9 protein-coding genes, 9 tRNA genes and 2 rRNA genes are annotated in these 16,775 nt (G+C 56.3%); 6 read left to right on the forward strand and 14 right to left on the reverse strand.

Annotated elements, in window-relative coordinates; translation table 11 throughout:
- The first annotated feature begins 290 nt into the window (after positions 1-290).
- Positions 291-992, forward strand: a complete 702-nt coding sequence (locus tag ACP26L_RS30945; RefSeq protein ID WP_426449348.1) for a 3D domain-containing protein — start codon at positions 291-293, stop codon at positions 990-992.
- A gap of 39 nt (positions 993-1,031) precedes the next feature.
- Here ACP26L_RS30945 and ACP26L_RS30950 read toward each other — a convergent pair whose 3' ends face one another.
- Positions 1,032-2,093 (reverse strand): TRAP transporter substrate-binding protein, encoded by a 1,062-nt coding sequence (locus ACP26L_RS30950; RefSeq protein WP_426449350.1) that lies wholly within the window; start codon positions 2,091-2,093, stop codon positions 1,032-1,034.
- 153 nt (positions 2,094-2,246) lie between these two features.
- On the opposite strand from ACP26L_RS30950, the gene ACP26L_RS30955 reads away from it, so the two are divergent.
- The 4 genes from ACP26L_RS30955 to ACP26L_RS30970 all read left to right on the forward strand — a co-directional run bounded on the left by ACP26L_RS30955 (position 2,247) and on the right by ACP26L_RS30970 (position 6,996).
- Complete coding sequence (locus tag ACP26L_RS30955) at positions 2,247-2,684, forward strand: hypothetical protein (protein WP_426449351.1); 438 nt, start codon at positions 2,247-2,249, stop codon at positions 2,682-2,684.
- A gap of 109 nt (positions 2,685-2,793) precedes the next feature.
- Positions 2,794-4,392: an ATP-binding protein gene (locus ACP26L_RS30960; protein ID WP_426449352.1), complete on the forward strand. Its 1,599-nt coding sequence runs from the start codon at positions 2,794-2,796 to the stop codon at positions 4,390-4,392.
- Between the two features lie 52 nt (positions 4,393-4,444).
- Positions 4,445-5,170 (forward strand): response regulator, encoded by a 726-nt coding sequence (locus ACP26L_RS30965; RefSeq protein ID WP_426449354.1) that lies wholly within the window; start codon positions 4,445-4,447, stop codon positions 5,168-5,170.
- A 560-nt stretch (positions 5,171-5,730) separates the two neighbouring features.
- Entirely contained in the window at positions 5,731-6,996 is a 1,266-nt protein-coding gene (locus ACP26L_RS30970) for a dicarboxylate/amino acid:cation symporter (protein WP_426449356.1), read from the forward strand.
- A 504-nt stretch (positions 6,997-7,500) separates the two neighbouring features.
- Here the strand turns inward: ACP26L_RS30970 and ACP26L_RS30975 are convergent.
- Entirely contained in the window at positions 7,501-9,579 is a 2,079-nt protein-coding gene (locus ACP26L_RS30975; protein WP_426449358.1) for a beta-galactosidase, read from the reverse strand.
- A 128-nt stretch (positions 9,580-9,707) separates the two neighbouring features.
- On the opposite strand from ACP26L_RS30975, the gene ACP26L_RS30980 reads away from it, so the two are divergent.
- Positions 9,708-10,538: an AraC family transcriptional regulator gene (locus ACP26L_RS30980; RefSeq protein ID WP_426449359.1), complete on the forward strand. Its 831-nt coding sequence runs from the start codon at positions 9,708-9,710 to the stop codon at positions 10,536-10,538.
- A 410-nt stretch (positions 10,539-10,948) separates the two neighbouring features.
- Here the strand turns inward: ACP26L_RS30980 and ACP26L_RS30985 are convergent, their stop codons facing one another.
- From ACP26L_RS30985 to ACP26L_RS31040, 12 genes are all read right to left on the reverse strand, one after another.
- Complete coding sequence (locus ACP26L_RS30985; protein ID WP_426449361.1) at positions 10,949-12,385, reverse strand: amino acid permease; 1,437 nt, start codon at positions 12,383-12,385, stop codon at positions 10,949-10,951.
- Positions 12,386-12,492: 107 nt separating this feature from the next.
- Positions 12,493-12,563 (reverse strand) — tRNA-Gly (locus tag ACP26L_RS30990).
- A gap of 6 nt (positions 12,564-12,569) precedes the next feature.
- Positions 12,570-12,646: transfer RNA gene (locus tag ACP26L_RS30995), tRNA-Pro, on the reverse strand.
- Between the two features lie 105 nt (positions 12,647-12,751).
- Positions 12,752-12,825: transfer RNA gene (locus tag ACP26L_RS31000), tRNA-Arg, on the reverse strand.
- An 11-nt stretch (positions 12,826-12,836) separates the two neighbouring features.
- Positions 12,837-12,911, reverse strand: a tRNA-Gly gene (locus ACP26L_RS31005).
- Positions 12,912-12,914: 3 nt separating this feature from the next.
- A tRNA-Leu gene (locus tag ACP26L_RS31010) sits at positions 12,915-13,001 on the reverse strand.
- 13 nt (positions 13,002-13,014) lie between these two features.
- Positions 13,015-13,100: transfer RNA gene (locus tag ACP26L_RS31015), tRNA-Leu, on the reverse strand.
- 16 nt (positions 13,101-13,116) lie between these two features.
- Positions 13,117-13,189, reverse strand: a tRNA-Lys gene (locus ACP26L_RS31020).
- Positions 13,190-13,199: 10 nt separating this feature from the next.
- Positions 13,200-13,284 (reverse strand) — tRNA-Tyr (locus ACP26L_RS31025).
- Between the two features lie 28 nt (positions 13,285-13,312).
- Positions 13,313-13,388 (reverse strand) — tRNA-Phe (locus tag ACP26L_RS31030).
- Positions 13,389-13,400: 12 nt separating this feature from the next.
- Positions 13,401-13,517 (reverse strand): 5S ribosomal RNA (gene rrf, locus ACP26L_RS31035).
- Positions 13,518-13,715: 198 nt separating this feature from the next.
- Positions 13,716-16,636: ribosomal RNA gene (locus ACP26L_RS31040) — 23S ribosomal RNA — on the reverse strand.
- Positions 16,637-16,775: the final 139 nt, after the last annotated feature.

Below are 16,775 nucleotides of genomic sequence, written 5' to 3' on the forward strand. Positions count from 1 at the left end.
TTGTACTATACCCCATGCTTACGTATTTTTCAATATACACTTCCTTATCTTATTGATAACAAAAGCTTATTTTATAAACGAACAATGCGGTTTCCCCATCCCCCTATTATTCGCGATTCTCCCTATTCCCTCTATCTGCTTTCTCCTTACTGAAGGACAGCTTCCGTCTGCCCATAGACCGCTTTTCCCTCCCTAGTTCACTTCCCCCAGGTTTAACCTCCGGCTCATCGGGCAAGTCTAGTACTATCACAATCGCTTAGTTGCTAGTACTAGAGGAGGAACATAGGATTATGAAGCTTACCGTACCCCCCCGGACCATGTGCCGGCTGCTGCTCACCGTTATGACTCTCGCTTTCATTCTGCTGCCCGTGCGCCCGGCCCTCGCCGTTCCCTTGGCCCATGACGATTCCGCCGATTATACTTGTTATATGACTGTATATGACTGCAATGAGGATGCATCCTCTGTAGATGACAGCAGTCTTCCCGCTGAGATTCGCTATGAAGTCCGTTCCGGCGATACGCTCTACCGGATTGCCCGCTCCTTCGGCGTACGTGTCGCCGACCTGTACGCGGTCAATGATCTGCCCGATACCCAGCGGCTGACGGTGGGGCAGGTGCTCGAGATTCCGCCGCTGGGCGCCTCCCTTCAGCTGCCCGAGGGAGACGGCGTGGTGCGCCAGGTGATCTCCTCAACGCTCACCGCCTATACGGCCGGAGCGGAGTCGACGGGCAAATCCCCCGGCAATCCGGCCTATGGCATCACCTACAGCGGCAGCCGGGCGGAGGAAGGGCGGACCATCGCGGTGGACCCCGACCTGATTCCGATCGGCTCCACCGTCTTTATCGACGGCATCGGTCTTCGCAAAGCCGAGGATACCGGCTCCGCCATCCAGGGAGCCCGCATTGATATTTACATGCAGGATGTCAAGCAAGCCAGGCAGTTCGGCGTCAAAAAGAACGTTAAAGTCTATGTGCTCTCCGGCAAGGTATAACTCCGGAAGCCAAAAAAATACGGCGGGTGAGCTGATCTTTCAGCCGCCCCCGTATTTGTTCTGCAGAGCCCTGACTTTGTCCATCAGTTCCTTCCCCAAGATACCTTCAAACTGGTCGTACAAAGGCTCCATGGCCTTCATCCATTCCGTCCGCTCCTCCGGGGTCTGCCGGTGTATGCGGATCCCCTCATACTGCTCCAGCTCCTGCAGCTGGCTCTCATTCATCTCCTGCGCATTGCGGTTGGCCCAGACCGAGGTTTCCCCCAGCGCTTCCCGGATCAGGCTCTGCTCGCGCGGCGGGAGCCCCTTCCAGAAGGCCTCATTGACCAGCACGGCATAACCGAGGTAGGCGTGGGCGGTCAGCGTCATGTGCTTTTGGACCTGATAAAACTTCTTGGAATGAATGTTCGATACCGTATTCTCGCCGCCGTCCACTGCTCCTGATTCCATCGCCTGATAAGTATTGTTGAACGGGATAGGGTACACCGAGGCTCCGACCAGGGAGAACTGGGCTTCTATCACCCGGCTCGGAAGCACCCGGATGCGCTGCCCGAACAGATCCTCCGGGTGGATGATCGGTCCCCGGTTGGAGGTCATATGCTTGAAGCCGTTCTTCCAGAAGGCAAGGCCGACCATATGCTTTTCCTCCAGCTTTGCGTTCAGCAGACGGCCGATCTCTCCATGGAATGCTTCGTCGACCGCCGCCTCAGATAAAAAGGCATAAGGCAAATCGAACAGCTGCCAAGCCGGCACACGCTCCGAGATGTTCGATACGGCAGGGGCTATCATCTGAATATCCCCGTTCATCAGCGCATCCACCTCGTTGGTTTCGTTATACAACACTCCGTTCGGGAAGACCTCCACTTTGATCCGGCCTCCGGCCTTCTCCTCCACCCGTCTGGCAAAATCCTGCGCAGCCAGGCCCTTCGGCGTATTCTCGGCTACCACATGGCTGAATTGAATGACAATCTTATCATGAAATCCCTGCTGCTCATCATCCTCTGCGTCCGTGGACGTCAGGAAGGCCGGGTAGAAGCCGATGACGAGAGCCGCCGCCATTCCCGTCACCAGCATAAGCAGCGTACCGAACAACGGGCGCATAGGCCATCCTCCTCGCATGGTGGTCTCTTGTTCGTTAGTTTTTCCCAAGTATACATGAAACCTGCCCGCCTGACAGCCTGCCTTCTCATGAACTCCCCTTGTTCCGGTTACACTAAGACAAGAAGATCTACCGACCAAGGAGGAGAGGACCTTATGCTGCAAGGAGAACGGATCCCGCACCTTCTCATCGGCCTGACCGTCTGTACGCTTCTGCTTGCCGGATGCGGCAAAGCGCAGGAGCAGCAGGGCGGGGCCAAGGCCCAAAGCGCACCCCAGGAATCCAAACCACCGATCGACGCCGAGCTGCAGCAGCATATGAAGATGTACCAGGAGCTCCGGAAGCAGGAAGCGGAGCAGCTGGAGAAACGCCGCAAGGATGAGAAGAAAACGCTCGAGAAGCTGCAGAAAGAACGGGAGAAGACCCTGCTCCGGGAGCTCGACACGGAGGATCGCATCCGCAAGGGCGGCAACCCCTGGAAGACCCAGAACAAGAAGCAGGAAGGCAAGGAGGAGGGCAAGAAGGATGACAAAAAGGAAGGCGGAGACTCGGGACAAAGCGGCGATAATCAGGGCGGCAGTTCAGGCTCCTAGCTCGGCGGACCCCTGGAATACGGGGTCTTTTTGCTGTGCTCCCATTTCCCACCCGCAGCGCCTTGGTGTATGATAGGGGCACGAACACGACCCGGAAGGAAGACCGACTATGCTTCTGCAGCTGCGCATCGGTTCCAAGATCGCCATTCTCTCGTTCGGTATCGTCCTCTTCTCCCTGCTCATCGGCGGAACCATCCTGCTTGGCAGCATTGTCCATCTGCGGGAGGAAGAGCTCGGACGCCGGCTGCTCGTTACCGCCCGGACGGTGGCCCAGATGCCGGAGGTGATCAGCGGGCTTCAGGACCCCCAGCTTCGCCGGGGAATTCAGCCTGCAGCCGAGAGGATCCGCATTATCAACGACGCGACCTATGTGGTCGTGATGGATATGAACCGTTACCGGCAGTCGCATCCGGTGGCCGGCCTGATCGGCTCCCTCTCGGCCGGCAGCGATGAGGGCGCCGCTTTTGCGGAGCATACCTACCTCTCCAAGGCCAGGGGCGAGCTTGGGACCGTTCTGCGCGCCTTTGTGCCGATCATGGATGAGAACCATGTGCAGATCGGCGTAGCCCTCGTCGGACGTCTGATGCCCACCATACCCGAGATAGTCTCGGGGCTGTCCCGGGAGGCCTCTCTTATCCTGCTCCTATCCCTACCGTTCGGTTTATGGGGCTCATGGAAGCTTGCCCAGCATATCAAGAAGCAGATGTTCGAGCTGGAGCCGCACGAGATCGCCCGGCTTCTCGTCGAACGAACCGCCACCTTCCACGCCATGCATGAGGGCGTCATTGCCATAGACAAGCATGAGGTCATCACGATCTTCAATGATAAAGCCAAAGACATGCTGGGCATTCAAGGCGATGTCATCGGCCGGCCCATCCGTGAAGTCATCCCGGATACCCGGCTGCCGGAGATTCTTGCCATGAACCACCCGATCTATAACCAGGAGCTGGTGGTCCGGGGCGCCCGGATCATGAGCAACCGGGTACCCATTACGGTAAGCGGCAGCACAATCGGGGCGGTTGCCATCTTCCAGGACCGCACGGAAGTCACGCGGATGGCGGAAGAGCTGACCGGCGTACGGGCTTTCGTCGACGCCCTGCGTGTACAGAACCATGAGTACATGAACAAGCTGCACACGATCGGCGGACTGATCCAGCTCGGCCGCAACGACAAGGCGCTCGACTACCTCTTCGAGATCACGGAGCGCCGGGAAGAGCTGACCGGCTTCCTGAGCGCCAGGATCAGGGACGAGAGTGTCAGCGGACTGCTGCTCGGCAAGATCAGCCGCGGGCAGGAGCTCGGCATTGAGGTGACCGTCGACCGGCAGAGCCGGCTGGACCGCTTCCCTCCCCGGCTCGATCAGCATGATCTGGTCGTGGTGCTTGGCAATCTCATCGAGAATGCCTTTGACGCGCTGGCGCCGGTACGGCGCAGCAAGCGAATCTTCGTGAGCATTGAGCAGGATGAAGAGATCCTGTCTCTTCTTGTCGAAGATAACGGCACAGGGATGGAGGACACGGTCCGCGCCCGGATCTTCGACCGGGGCTTTACGACCAAGGGCGGCAGCGAGCGGGGCATCGGACTCCATCTCGTGGCGGGCATTCTGCACAAAGGCGGGGGCGAGCTGTCCCTGGACTCCACCCCGGGAGAAGGCACCGCTTTTACGGTAACCTTCCCTATGAAAGAGCAGGAAGAGGATGAGCTCTAATGAGCTCTAACTCCTTTACTTCGAATGTTATGAAAGCGAGGCCGAACGCAAGATGAATCCCACCAACCCCCACTTCAGCGTCATCCTCATTGAAGACGATCCTATGGTTCAGGAGGTCAACCGCCAGTTCATCGAACGGGTAGAGGGATTCCGGGTCGAAGCAGCGGCATCCGGCGGCAGCGAAGGACTGCAGCTCATCCGCACGATGCGGCCCCATCTGGTCTTCCTCGACATCTTCATGCCCGGGCTGGGCGGGATCGAGACCTTGGCGCAGCTCCGGTCGGAGCAGCTTCCCGTGGAGGTCATCGTGGTCTCCGCGGCCAACGATCAGGGAACCGTGGAGCGCATGTTCCAGAACGGAGCCTTTGACTATATCATGAAGCCCTTCAAATTCGAACGGGTTCGCCAGGCTCTGGAACGATACCGCAGTATGAAGAACCTCCTTGGCAGCGATCGGCCGCTGACGCAGGCGGAACTGGACCGGCTGAGGTTCGCGTCCGCCTCTCCCTTGGACGAAGCCGTTCCTGCAGCGCCGTCCGTGCTCCCCAAAGGGCTCCAGGCAGTGACGATGAAGCAGATTGTCAACTTTCTGTCCGGCCAAATCCGCCCCCTCTCCGCCGAAGAGGTTGCCGAAGGCATCGGGATCGCCAGGGTCACTGCCAGACGCTACCTTGACTATCTGGAGAAGAACGGCCATGTGCGGCTTGATCTGCAGTATGGCGTCGGCCGCCCGGTGAACACGTACGTCATGACCACGAACACGGACAGCTGGCTCTAGCGCCGGCTGCCGCCAATCGTGCCCATTGTGCCCTTTATCGAGACAAAGTACTCATTGCCCGTTTCCCTTTTTAACCCTTCCATTCCCTCCGCGCCCGTTTCCCCTGCAGCTCCTCCGGGCTCACCGCCTTCTGCTGTCCCAGCCGCTACCCCTGCCCACTTGCGCCGCTTCTAAACCCACCGTCTCTCATCGTCCAACGTTCCCATGGCACTCTGTATGCACCCTCCGTTGCCGCTTCGCCCTTATCCCTCCTCGCATTTTACTGAGCCCACTTGCCGCTTCTAACCCGTTCGCCTCTTCTATGCCTCACATTCCTTGGCCGCCGCACTCCCCGTTTTAAGAAGCCGATCTACTCTTCAACCCCACTTCATTTGCACATGCTCATCCCGCCTGAACGCCGACTTCCCCCGTTGCTCATCCTCTTCCGCCTTCATGTCATCCCCCTCCATCAAGACCATAAGGACCAAAACATTCATTATGGCCAAATGATTCCCTTCCTCCCTTGTAAGCGATATCATCTACACATAACCTTTAAAATCTACAAAGGAAGTGAATTTGCGGTGAAATTCAATCCGAAAAGCCTTACGACTCAAGTGATCGCGGCGATTGTTCTGGGCATAGCCTTCGGGGCCATCTTCCCTGCATACGGAACCGAATTGAAAGTACTTGCAGATATTTTCATCAAGATGGTTAAAATGATCATCGCACCGATCGTCTTCCTTACCATAGTTATCGGCATCGCGGGAATGGGAGATCTCAAGAAGGTCGGCAAAATCGGCGGCAAAGCCCTGCTGTACTTTGAAATTGTGAGTACCATTGCTCTCGCCATCGGAATTCTGATTGCAAACGTATTCAAAGCCGGTGAAGGCTTCGACGCATCCCATGCGGCCAAAGGCGATATCTCGACCTATACCAAGCAAGCCGCTTCCACGAGCCACGGCTTCATGGATTTTGTGCTGACCATTATCCCCGACAGCTTCATTGGGGCATTCGCCAAGGGGGAGCTGCTTCCCGTCCTGTTCATTGCCGTGCTCTTCGGCTGTTCCCTCGCTGCCATGGGCAAAGGCGGCAGGCCGGTCATCGATTTCTTTGAGAAAATCACTCAAGTTCTCTTCGGTATTGTGAATATCATTATGAAGGTATCCCCGATCGCCGCATTCGGCGCCATGTCCTATACGATCGGCAAGTTCGGCTTCGGCTCCCTGATCTATCTCGGCAAGCTGATGGGATCGGTATACACGACCATGGCCCTTTTCATCATCATCGTCCTGGGAATCATCTGTAAGCTTTACGGCTTCAGCATCTTCAAATTCATCCGCTACATCAAGGAAGAAATCCTTCTTGTCGTCGGTACTTCCTCTTCCGAGGCGGCGCTGCCCCCGATGATGGATAAACTCGAGAAGTACGGCTGCTCCAAGTCTGTCGTGGGTTTGGTGCTTCCCACCGGATATTCGTTCAACCTCGACGGCACATCCATCTATCTTTCGATGGCCGCTCTCTTCATCGCACAGGCTTATGGCGTGGATCTTTCCCTGATGGAGCAGCTGACGCTCCTCGGCGTACTAATGCTCACCTCCAAAGGCGCTGCCGGGGTGACGGGATCCGGCTTTGTCACGCTGGCTGCCACACTTGCCGTGTTCCCGTCCATCCCGGTGGAAGGGATGGCCCTGATCCTTGGCGTCGACCGGTTCATGTCCGAGGCGCGGGCCGTCACGAATCTCATCGGCAACGGCGTAGCTACCGTCGTCGTATCGAAGATGGAAGGCGAGTTCACACCGCAAGCGGCCGAAGTTCTTTCTACCTCCAAAAAACAGGTCAGCGCTTAAACCGTCATCACTCCCATGCCTCCTTCGATTCTATCGAGGGAGGCCTTTTTTGTGGGCTCGTTTTGTCAGCCCGCTTACCGCTTCACCCCTGTAAAAAAACTGCTTCACTCTGCCCTATGATCGATCATCGCCTTACATGCTTGCTCGAAGACACAGGCGGCTGGAAGGATCCAAAGCACATCATCCCCTCCACCTGCGTTCAGCCGGATTCCCCTGCTCTAAGATAAACGGAAAGAGTCCCCGAATCGGCATACCGCCTGCCAGTTCGGGGACTCCTTATATTTACCTTACCGGTGGAGATGAAGGATGTCCTCCAGGGTTTCCCTTCGATTCAGGCCTCTGCGGCATGATCTCCGGGCATCGGGCTTGAGGGGCTGACCCGCTCCTCAGGAGGCCGACTGCCCGCCATTCGTCCTGCCTCCACTCGCTCTTAACGGGTGTACCACATCCCAAGAAAGCAGCGAAGCTTTGTGCCTAATACGGCGGGATACCGAGTATAACGGTTTAGCGGCTGAGCACGCCCTTCGCACTTCCGCCGCTGCGGCTCTCCTCCGCTGGAGCAGCCGCCTGGAGAATGACTGCTCCATGGGCCGGCAGCTCAACGGTGCCTGCCTTGCCTCCGGCCAGGACGTCAACCGCGTCGAGCGCTGCGGCATCCACGGTCTGGGGCGCAGCGTTGTGGTTGAGCAGGAAGTAATAATCCTTGCCGTCCTTGCGGCGGCGGGATACTTCCACACCTGCCGGCGTTTTGAGCAGCGGCTCGATGCCTTTGTCACGGCACAGCTGCTGCAGCAGTCCCTGCAGGAAGCTCGGCTCTGCACTGGAAGCCAAGTACCAGGCCTGCCCTTGTCCGAAGGTGTTCGCCGTCACCACGGGCAGGCCCTGGTAGAAGTCGTCGCCGTACTCGGCGATCACCTCTGCGCCTTCCGAGTGAATCAGGTCGCACAGCATTTCGCAGGCATACTCGCCCTGCAGCCCGCCAAACTCCTTTTTCATCACGATCCGGTTCCTCTTGCCAGGGAGCAGTGCGTCGATCTCCTCCGCCCAGATGCCGAGCACCTTGCGCAGCTCTCCCGGGTAGCCGCCCAGCGTCACGATGTCGTTCTCGTTGACAATCCCGCTGAAGAAGGTCGTCAGGAAGGTGCCTCCGCCTTGGACGAACTCCTCCACCTTCTGGGCATAGCCCGATTTCACCATATAGAGGACCGGTGCAATCACGACGTCGTATCCGCTGAGATCGGTATCCGTACCGATCATATCAACTTGGATGTTCGCCTGATACAGCGCATCGTAGTACTTGTGCACTTCTTCCACATACTGCAGCGCCACCGTCGGGCCGCTCGAGAATTCCACCGCCCACCAGTTCTCCCAGTCAAACACGATCGCAACCCGCGACAGCACCCGCGAATCCAGCAGGCGATCGCCGAGCTGCTGCAGCTCCGCCCCAAGCTGAGCACATTCGCGGAAGACGCGTGTGTTCTCATGTCCTACGTGCTCGATCACCGCGCCGTGATATTTCTCGCAGGCGCCTACGGAGCGGCGCAGCTGGAAGAACATCACGGTATCGGCGCCGCGGGCCACCGCCTGGTAGCTCCACAGCCTCATGACGCCCGGACGCTTCAGGGAGTTGTACGGCTGCCAGTTCTGCTGGCTCGGCGTCTGCTCCATGAGCATGAACGGCGCTCCGTCCTTAATCCCCCGCATGAGATCATGCGTCATGGCCGTCCGGCTGACCGGGGTGTCTGCGGCAGGATAGTTATCCCACGACACGATATCCATGTGCTTCGCCCACTTGAAGTAGTCGAGGGGCTTGAACGTCCCCATCAGGTTCGTCGTGACCATAATGTCCGGCGTATGTTTTTTAAGCTCCTCATGCTCTTCCTTGTAGCACTCAAGCAGGCTGTCGGAGTTGAAGCGCGTATAATCGAGCGAGATGCCTTGGAAGTTCGTTCGGGTCGAAGCCCATTGCTCGCTGAGCTCGTTCGGAGGCACAATCTCCTCCCAGTCGTAGAACGTATGGCCCCAGAAACGCGTGTTCCACGCCTTGTTCACCGCCTCAAGCGATCCGTAGCGCTGCTGCAGCCATACGCGGAAGGCCGCGGCACAGTTGTCACAGTAGCACTCCCCGCCGTATTCGTTCGATACGTGCCATACGAGCAGAGCTGGATGATCCTTGTAGCGTTCAGCCAGCTTGCCGGCCAGGAGACGCGCATATTTGCGGTAGGTTGGGGAATTCGGGCAGGAGTTGTGTCTGCCCCCGAATTTGCGCTTACGCCCCTGGAAGTCCACCCGCAGCACGTCCGGATGACGGTGCGCCATCCACGCCGGATGCGCGCCTGTGCTGGTTGCCAGGCAGGCATACAGGCCGTTCTCCTGCAGCTTATCCATGATCTCATCGAGGAGCTCGAAGTTGTATTCGTTTTCACTAGGCTGCAGCAGGGCCCAAGAGAACACATTCACGGTAGCTACATCGATTCCAGCGAGCTGGAACATCCGCATGTCTTCATCCCATACCGGTTTGTCCCACTGCTCGGGATTGTAGTCCCCGCCATAGAACATCTTAGGCAGCTTCTTATTGATCACAGGGCATCTCTCCTTGCGTATTAGGTTTGAATATAAGAATACATTCATAGTACTATAAGGAAAGAACCGAATATATATAATATTTGGTATGATCATATAAGAATACGGAATAGCACGGAGATGATCCTTTGGACAAAAAGCACTGCATCCCCGCTCTGCCGGAAACGCCGCTGCCGCTGTATCTTGAGAGCGTAGGCCTCAATCCCGAGCAGGAGCGGATCTCCCGGCCCCAAGGCTATCCCGTCTTCCACTGGCTGCTGACCGTCCGCGGCGAAGGGCTGATCACCTTCGCCGGCAGACAGGAGCGTCTGCCCGTTCAGACGGCCGTCCTACTGCCGCCGCACCTTCCTCATGTCTATGAAGCTGCGGCCGGCGACTGGGCTACCGCCTATGTCACCTTCGACGGTGCACAGGCGGAAGGGATTCTGGCCTCGCTGGGGCTCCCCTGTCCTTCCGTATGGACCTGGAATACGGCGGAAGGGGAGAACAGCATGAAGGCCGAGACCCAGCGCCTCCTCGCGGCAGCGGAACAGCAGCATCCCGGCTCCCTGCTCGAGCTCTCTTGCGAGGTCTACCGTTTCCTCGCGGCCCTCAAGCATTTCGGAATGCCGGGCCGGCTTCCGTCCCTCTCAGACGCCCTGCGGGTGCTGGAGCCGGTCACCCGGTGGCTGGAAGCTCATTACGGTGATGCGGGGATCGGCATGCCCGAGATCGCCGCCGTGCTCGGCCACAGTCCCCGTCACCTGACGACCTTGTTCCGCCGCGCTTACGGCACAACCCCTTATGCTTATCTGCTGTCCCTGCGCATCCGCAAAGCCAAAGAGCTGCTTGGCGGCGGCGCTTCGCCTCCCATCCATGTTATCGCGGGACGCGTCGGATTCCGGGACGCCTCCCACTTCATCGCCACGTTTCGCCGGCTAACCGGCATGACGCCCGAGCAGTACCGCGGCCTGCACTAGAAGCAGGCCGCAAATATGCGGGGTCAGGGAGGCCTCTTCTCCATTCCTCCCTGACCCCGGCACGCTCATCCGTCTGCGTAATGCTCCGCAGACGCCTGCTGCTTGACTCCAGGTCCTGCATCCGAATCTGCGCGTGCTCTACGCCGCACAAGATCTCTCAATACCATGCGAAGAGGCACATCCGGCACCGGATATACGGAGGGCCGCTTCATCCTTTCCCTTTCAGACCATAAGAAAAAACCCCTCATCGGGGTTCATTCAAAAAGTACATCCGTGGTTGATATGAAACTTTTCTTGCGATATTAGAACGCTTCCGCTTCGCTGAAAACTTATACTTTCTTATTTCTGAACAAAAAGCCGGCTCTCCATGAGAACCGGCTTCGGTCGTACCACTGTATCTCTCTCCGACGTTATTCGCCAACCATGTCGTCAAAGACGCATTCTTCAGGCTTCAATACTTTGGTTTTGTGCTTGATCTTGTACGAAAGCCAGAAGATCAGGAAAATGGGGATACCGATATAAGAAGCAACCAGATAAGCCCAGTCAATCTTCCCCTCACTGAAAGCCCCGATGCTTTGTCCGATGATCACGATCGTACAGAGTACGCCGGCCAGAATCGGACCGAACGGGAACCATTTCGCCCGATAAGGCAGATCGTCCAGCGATTTGCCTTGAGCGACAAAGGCTTTGCGGAACCGGTAGTGACTAACCGCGATGCCAAGCCAGGCAATGAAGCCGGTCATCCCGGAGGCACTGAGCAGCCAGGTATAGACAACACCCTCACCGAAGAAGGAGGAGAGGAAGGCGAGCATACCGAGCGCTGCGGTGGCCATAAGAGCCGGCACCGGAACGCCATGGCGGTTCAGACGGCCGAACCAAGCCGGCGCTTTGCCTTCCTTGGCCAGCTGCCAGAGCATCCGCGTCGAAGCGTACATCCCCGAGTTTCCTGCCGAGAGCACCGAAGTCAGAATGACGGCATTCATGACGGAAGCGGCAATACTAAGTCCCGCCTTCTCGAAGATCAGGGTGAACGGGCTCATCATTACGCTGTCATCCGCCAGATTCTCGTTGGTGTAAGGAATCAACAGACCAATGACCGCAATGGCGAGGAGGTAGAAGAGGAGGATCCGCCAGAATACGGTGCGGATGGCACGCGGCACATTCTCACGTGGATTCTCGCTCTCTCCTGCGGCGATCCCTACAAGCTCTGTTCCCTGGAAGGAGAAGCCCGCAGCCATGAACACACCAAGAACGGCAAGGAATCCGCCCGGGAAGGGCCCTTCTCCTACACCCAAGTTGCTGAACCCTACCGGTTGGTTCGACCAGATCCCGAAGATCATCAGGATCCCTACGGCAATGAACACGACAACCGTAATGATTTTGATCATAGCAAACCAGTACTCGGACTCGCCGTACCCTTTGACCGCGAGAAGGTTGAGTCCGATCATGAGAAGCAGGAACAGTACGCTCCAGGGCAGTGAAGGGGTATCCGGCAGCCAGAACTTAATGAGCAGACTCGCTGCCGACAGTTCGGCGGCAATAGTGATGGCCCAGTTGTACCAATAGTTCCAGCCCAGAGCAAACCCGACGGAAGGATCGATAAAACGGGAAGCATACGTGCTGAATGAGCCGGATACGGGCATATAAGTAGCCATTTCCCCGAGCGAGGTAACCAGAAAATAAACCATGATGCCGATGGTTAAATAGGCAAGAAAAGCTCCACCTGCACCTGCCGAGTGGATGGCACCGCCGCTGGCCAGGAACAGCCCCGTTCCGATCGAGCCGCCGAGCGAGATCATCGTCATGTGCCGCGCCTTCAGCCCGCGCTGCAATTTGTCATTGCTCATGCTTATGTACTCCTTCTTAGATGTGATTGGTGCGGGATCATTTACCAAATTGTCGCTTATAAAAGAAAAAAGCCGCAAGCAGCGGCTCTTCCCTTCTATTTACGCGAAGCGGATGATGGGAATCGAACCCACGCTACCAGCTTGGGAAGCTGGAGTTCTGCCATTGAACTACATCCGCAAATAATGGTCGGGACGACACGATTTGAACATGCGACCCCCTGGTCCCAAACCAGGTGCTCTACCAAGCTGAGCTACGTCCCGATCTTATGGGTTCCCTTTTACTTAAACACTTCCATTCACATAAGAAACGCAGTCAATCTTAAATATAGAAAACGTTTCCTGATCACGTGTTAAAGAAAAAGAAACCGTTCCCTGAGAGATTCGAACTCCCGACCTTTTGATTCGTAGTCAAACGCTCTATCCAGCTGAGCTAAGGGAACAAAGAAATAAATGGAGCGGAAGACGGGAATCGAACCCGCGACCCTCGCCTTGGCAAGGCGATGCTCTACCGCTGAGCCACTTCCGCAGGTGGTGCGGTCGAGAGGACTCGAACCTCCACGGCTGTTACACCACTAGAACCTGAATCTAGCGCGTCTGCCAATTCCGCCACGACCGCATATAAAGTTAGATGGTGCGGTTGAGAGGACTCGAACCTCCACGAGCTTACGCCCACTACCCCCTCAAGATAGCGTGTCTGCCATTCCACCACAACCGCATATAAAATTAAAACGTGAGCCATGTAGGACTCGAACCTACGACACCCTGATTAAAAGTCAGGTGCTCTACCAACTGAGCTAATGGCTCAAATAAAAAATGGTGGAGGCTGATGGATTCGAACCACCGAACTCGATGAGAGCAGATTTACAGTCTGCCGTGTTTAGCCACTTCACTAAGCCTCCGGGATTGGATCACATGAGATGTGATTCATGGTGGCTCGGGACGGAATCGAACCGCCGACACGAGGATTTTCAGTCCTCTGCTCTACCGACTGAGCTACCGAGCCATAATAAGATCCGCTTGGCGACGTTCTACTCTCCCAGGACCCTGCGGTCCAAGTACCATCGACGCTGGAAGGCTTAACGTTCGTGTTCGGGATGGGTACGCGTGGTTCCCTTCCGCCATCATCACCAAACGGTTTGTGTATCGGCCAGGATACACGGTAATACATATTCAAGGCAGCTTGTACCTTGAAAACTGGATATACATTCGGGTATATCATTTTGCGTTCCGTTGTGCTTCGCACAAAGGTCATTACCAAAATGATATATCCTCACTCGCTAGCTAAAGACCTCACATCTACATTACTGCTGCCGCTTCCTTACGGAAGCTAGTGGATAAGCCCTCGACCGATTAGTATTCGTCAGCTCCACACGTTGCCGCGCTTCCACCCCGAACCTATCAACCTCGTCGTCTACAAGGGGTCTTACATACTGGGAAATCTCATCTTGAGGGGGGCTTCACGCTTAGATGCTTTCAGCGCTTATCCCGTCCGTACTTGGCTATCCAGCCGTGCTCCTGGCGGAACAACTGGTACACCAGCGGTACGTCCATCCCGGTCCTCTCGTACTAAGGACAGCTCCTCTCAAATTTCCTGCGCCCGCGACAGATAGGGACCGAACTGTCTCACGACGTTCTGAACCCAGCTCGCGTACCGCTTTAATGGGCGAACAGCCCAACCCTTGGGACCTACTTCAGCCCCAGGATGCGATGAGCCGACATCGAGGTGCCAAACCTCCCCGTCGATGTGGACTCTTGGGGGAGATAAGCCTGTTATCCCCAGGGTAGCTTTTATCCGTTGAGCGATGGCCCTTCCATTCGGTACCACCGGATCACTAAGCCCGACTTTCGTCCCTGCTCGACCTGTTTGTCTCGCAGTCAAGCTCCCTTATGCCTTTGCACTCTTCGAATGATTTCCAACCATTCTGAGGGAACCTTGGGGCGCCTCCGTTACGCTTTAGGAGGCGACCGCCCCAGTCAAACTGCCCACCTGACACTGTCCCCGCACCGGATCACGGTACCAGGTTAGAACTCCGATACGATCAGGGTGGTATCCCAACGGCGCCTCCACCCAAGCTGGCGCTCAGGCTTCTCAGGCTCCCACCTATCCTGTACAGATCGTACCAAAGTCCAATATCAAGCTGCAGTAAAGCTCCATGGGGTCTTTCCGTCTTGTCGCGGGTAACCTGCATCTTCACAGGTATTAAAATTTCACCGGATCTCTCGTCGAGACAGCGCCCAAGTCGTTACGCCATTCGTGCGGGTCAGAATTTACCTGACAAGGAATTTCGCTACCTTAGGACCGTTATAGTTACGGCCGCCGTTTACTGGGGCTTCGGTTCACAGCTTCGGGTTACCCCTAACCGCTCCCCTTAACCTTCCAGCACCGGGCAGGCGTCAGCCCGTATACTTCGCCTTACGGCTTCGCACAGACCTGTGTTTTTGCTAAACAGTCGCTTGGGCCTTTTCACTGCGGCCCCCTCGGGCTATTCACCCTACCGAGGCACCCCTTCTCCCGAAGTTACGGGGTCATTTTGCCGAGTTCCTTAACGAGAGTTCTTCCGCGCGCCTTAGCATGCTCTGCTCGCCTACCTGTGTCGGTTTGCGGTACGGGCACCTTCTCCCTGGCTAGAGGCTTTTCTTGGCAGCCTGAACTCATGACCTTCGGTACTTAAGTTTCCCTCCCCATCACAGCTCAGCCTTACGATGTGCGGATTTGCCTGCACATCAGCCTCACTGCTTGGACGAGCATCCATCAGCTCGCGTCACTATCCTTCTGCGTCACCCCATTGCTCATAACGGTTCACGGTGGTACAGGAATTTCAACCTGTTGTCCTTCGACTACGCCTTTCGGCCTCGCCTTAGGTCCCGACTTACCCTGAGCGGACGAGCCTTCCTCAGGAACCCTTAGGCTTTCGGCGGATCAGATTCTCACTGATCTTTTCGTTACTCATACCGGCATTCTCACTTGTATGCAGTCCAGCTGTCCTCACGATCAACCTTCAACCCGCATACAACGCTCCCCTACCCCAGGATATCATAGATATCTAGTCATAGCTTCGGTGGTGTGTTTAGCCCCGTTACATTTTCGGCGCAGAGTCACTCGACCAGTGAGCTATTACGCACTCTTTCAATGGTGGCTGCTTCTAAGCCAACATCCTGGTTGTCTGTGCAACTCCACATCCTTTCCCACTTAACACACACTTGGGGACCTTAGCTGATGATCTGGGCTGTTTCCCTCTTGACAATGGATCTTAGCACTCACTGTCTGACTCCCGGGCATCACGTTTGCGGCATTCAGAGTTTGACTGGACTTGGTAACCCTTGGCGGGCCCCGCACCCAATCAGTGCTTTACCTCCGCAACGCTAACCCGAGGCTAGCCCTAAAGCTATTTCGGGGAGAACCAGCTATCTCCGAGTTCGATTGGAATTTCTCCGCTACCCCCACCTCATCCCCGAATTTTTCAACATTCGTGGGTTCGGGCCTCCAGTGCGTGTTACCGCACCTTCACCCTGGACAGGGGTAGATCACACGGTTTCGGGTCTACGTCCACGTACTCATTCGCCCTATTCAGACTCGCTTTCGCTGCGGCTGCGGCTTCTCACCTTAACCTCGCACGGGAACGTAACTCGCCGGTTCATTCTACAAAAGGCACGCCATCACCCATGAACGGGCTCTGACTTCTTGTAAGCACACGGTTTCAGGTTCTTTTTCACTCCGCTCCCGCGGTTCTTTTCACCTTTCCCTCACGGTACTGCTTCACTATCGGTCACCAGGGAGTATTTAGCCTTGGCAGATGGTCCTGCCGGTTTCCCACGAGGTTTCACGTGTCTCGCGGTACTCAGGATCCGTCTAGGGTGTTCGCAGAATTTCGGTTACGGGGCTTTTACCCACTCTGGCCGGCCTTTCCAGACCTGTTCGCCTACTCTGCTCTACCCACATTGACGTCCTACAACCCCAAGGAGCAAGCTCCTTGGTTTGGGCTTCTCCGCTTTCGCTCGCCGCTACTGACGGAATCACTATTGTTTTCTTTTCCTGAGGGTACTTAGATGTTTCAGTTCCCCTCGTCTGCCTCCGATGCAGCTATGTATTCACTGCATGGTACATGCGAATTACCACATGTGGGTTTCCCCATTCGGACATCCCCGGATCAAAGCCTGCTTACGGCTCCCCGAGGCGTTATCGTTGTTCGCCACGTCCTTCTTCGGCTCCTGGTGCCTAGGCATCCTCCGTGTGCTCTTAATAGCTTAACCAATTGCTCGTAGTTTCGTTTTTGCGCTCCGTTATGCTTCGCATAAAGGTCGCTGTCAAAAACGAAATACATCGCTAGCAGCTACAAAGATAAACATTAGATTACTTCAGCTAGTTTGTTTCGTATATCCAGTTTTCAAG

Source organism: Paenibacillus sp. S-38 (assembly GCF_049942825.1).
GTDB lineage: Bacteria > Bacillota > Bacilli > Paenibacillales > NBRC-103111 > Paenibacillus_G.

Excerpts from the sequence above, each read along its gene's own strand:
- ACP26L_RS30960 (WP_426449352.1), top strand. The coding sequence starts at position 2,794 with ATGCTTCTGCAGCTGCGCATCGGTTCCAAGATCGCCATTCTCTCGTTC.
- ACP26L_RS30965 (WP_426449354.1), top strand. The coding sequence starts at position 4,445 with ATGAATCCCACCAACCCCCACTTCAGCGTCATCCTCATTGAAGACGAT.
- ACP26L_RS30955 (WP_426449351.1), top strand. The coding sequence starts at position 2,247 with ATGCTGCAAGGAGAACGGATCCCGCACCTTCTCATCGGCCTGACCGTC.
- ACP26L_RS30985 (WP_426449361.1), bottom strand. The coding sequence starts at position 12,385 with ATGAGCAATGACAAATTGCAGCGCGGGCTGAAGGCGCGGCACATGACG.
- ACP26L_RS30950 (WP_426449350.1), bottom strand. The coding sequence starts at position 2,093 with ATGCGCCCGTTGTTCGGTACGCTGCTTATGCTGGTGACGGGAATGGCG.
- ACP26L_RS30945 (WP_426449348.1), top strand. The coding sequence starts at position 291 with ATGAAGCTTACCGTACCCCCCCGGACCATGTGCCGGCTGCTGCTCACC.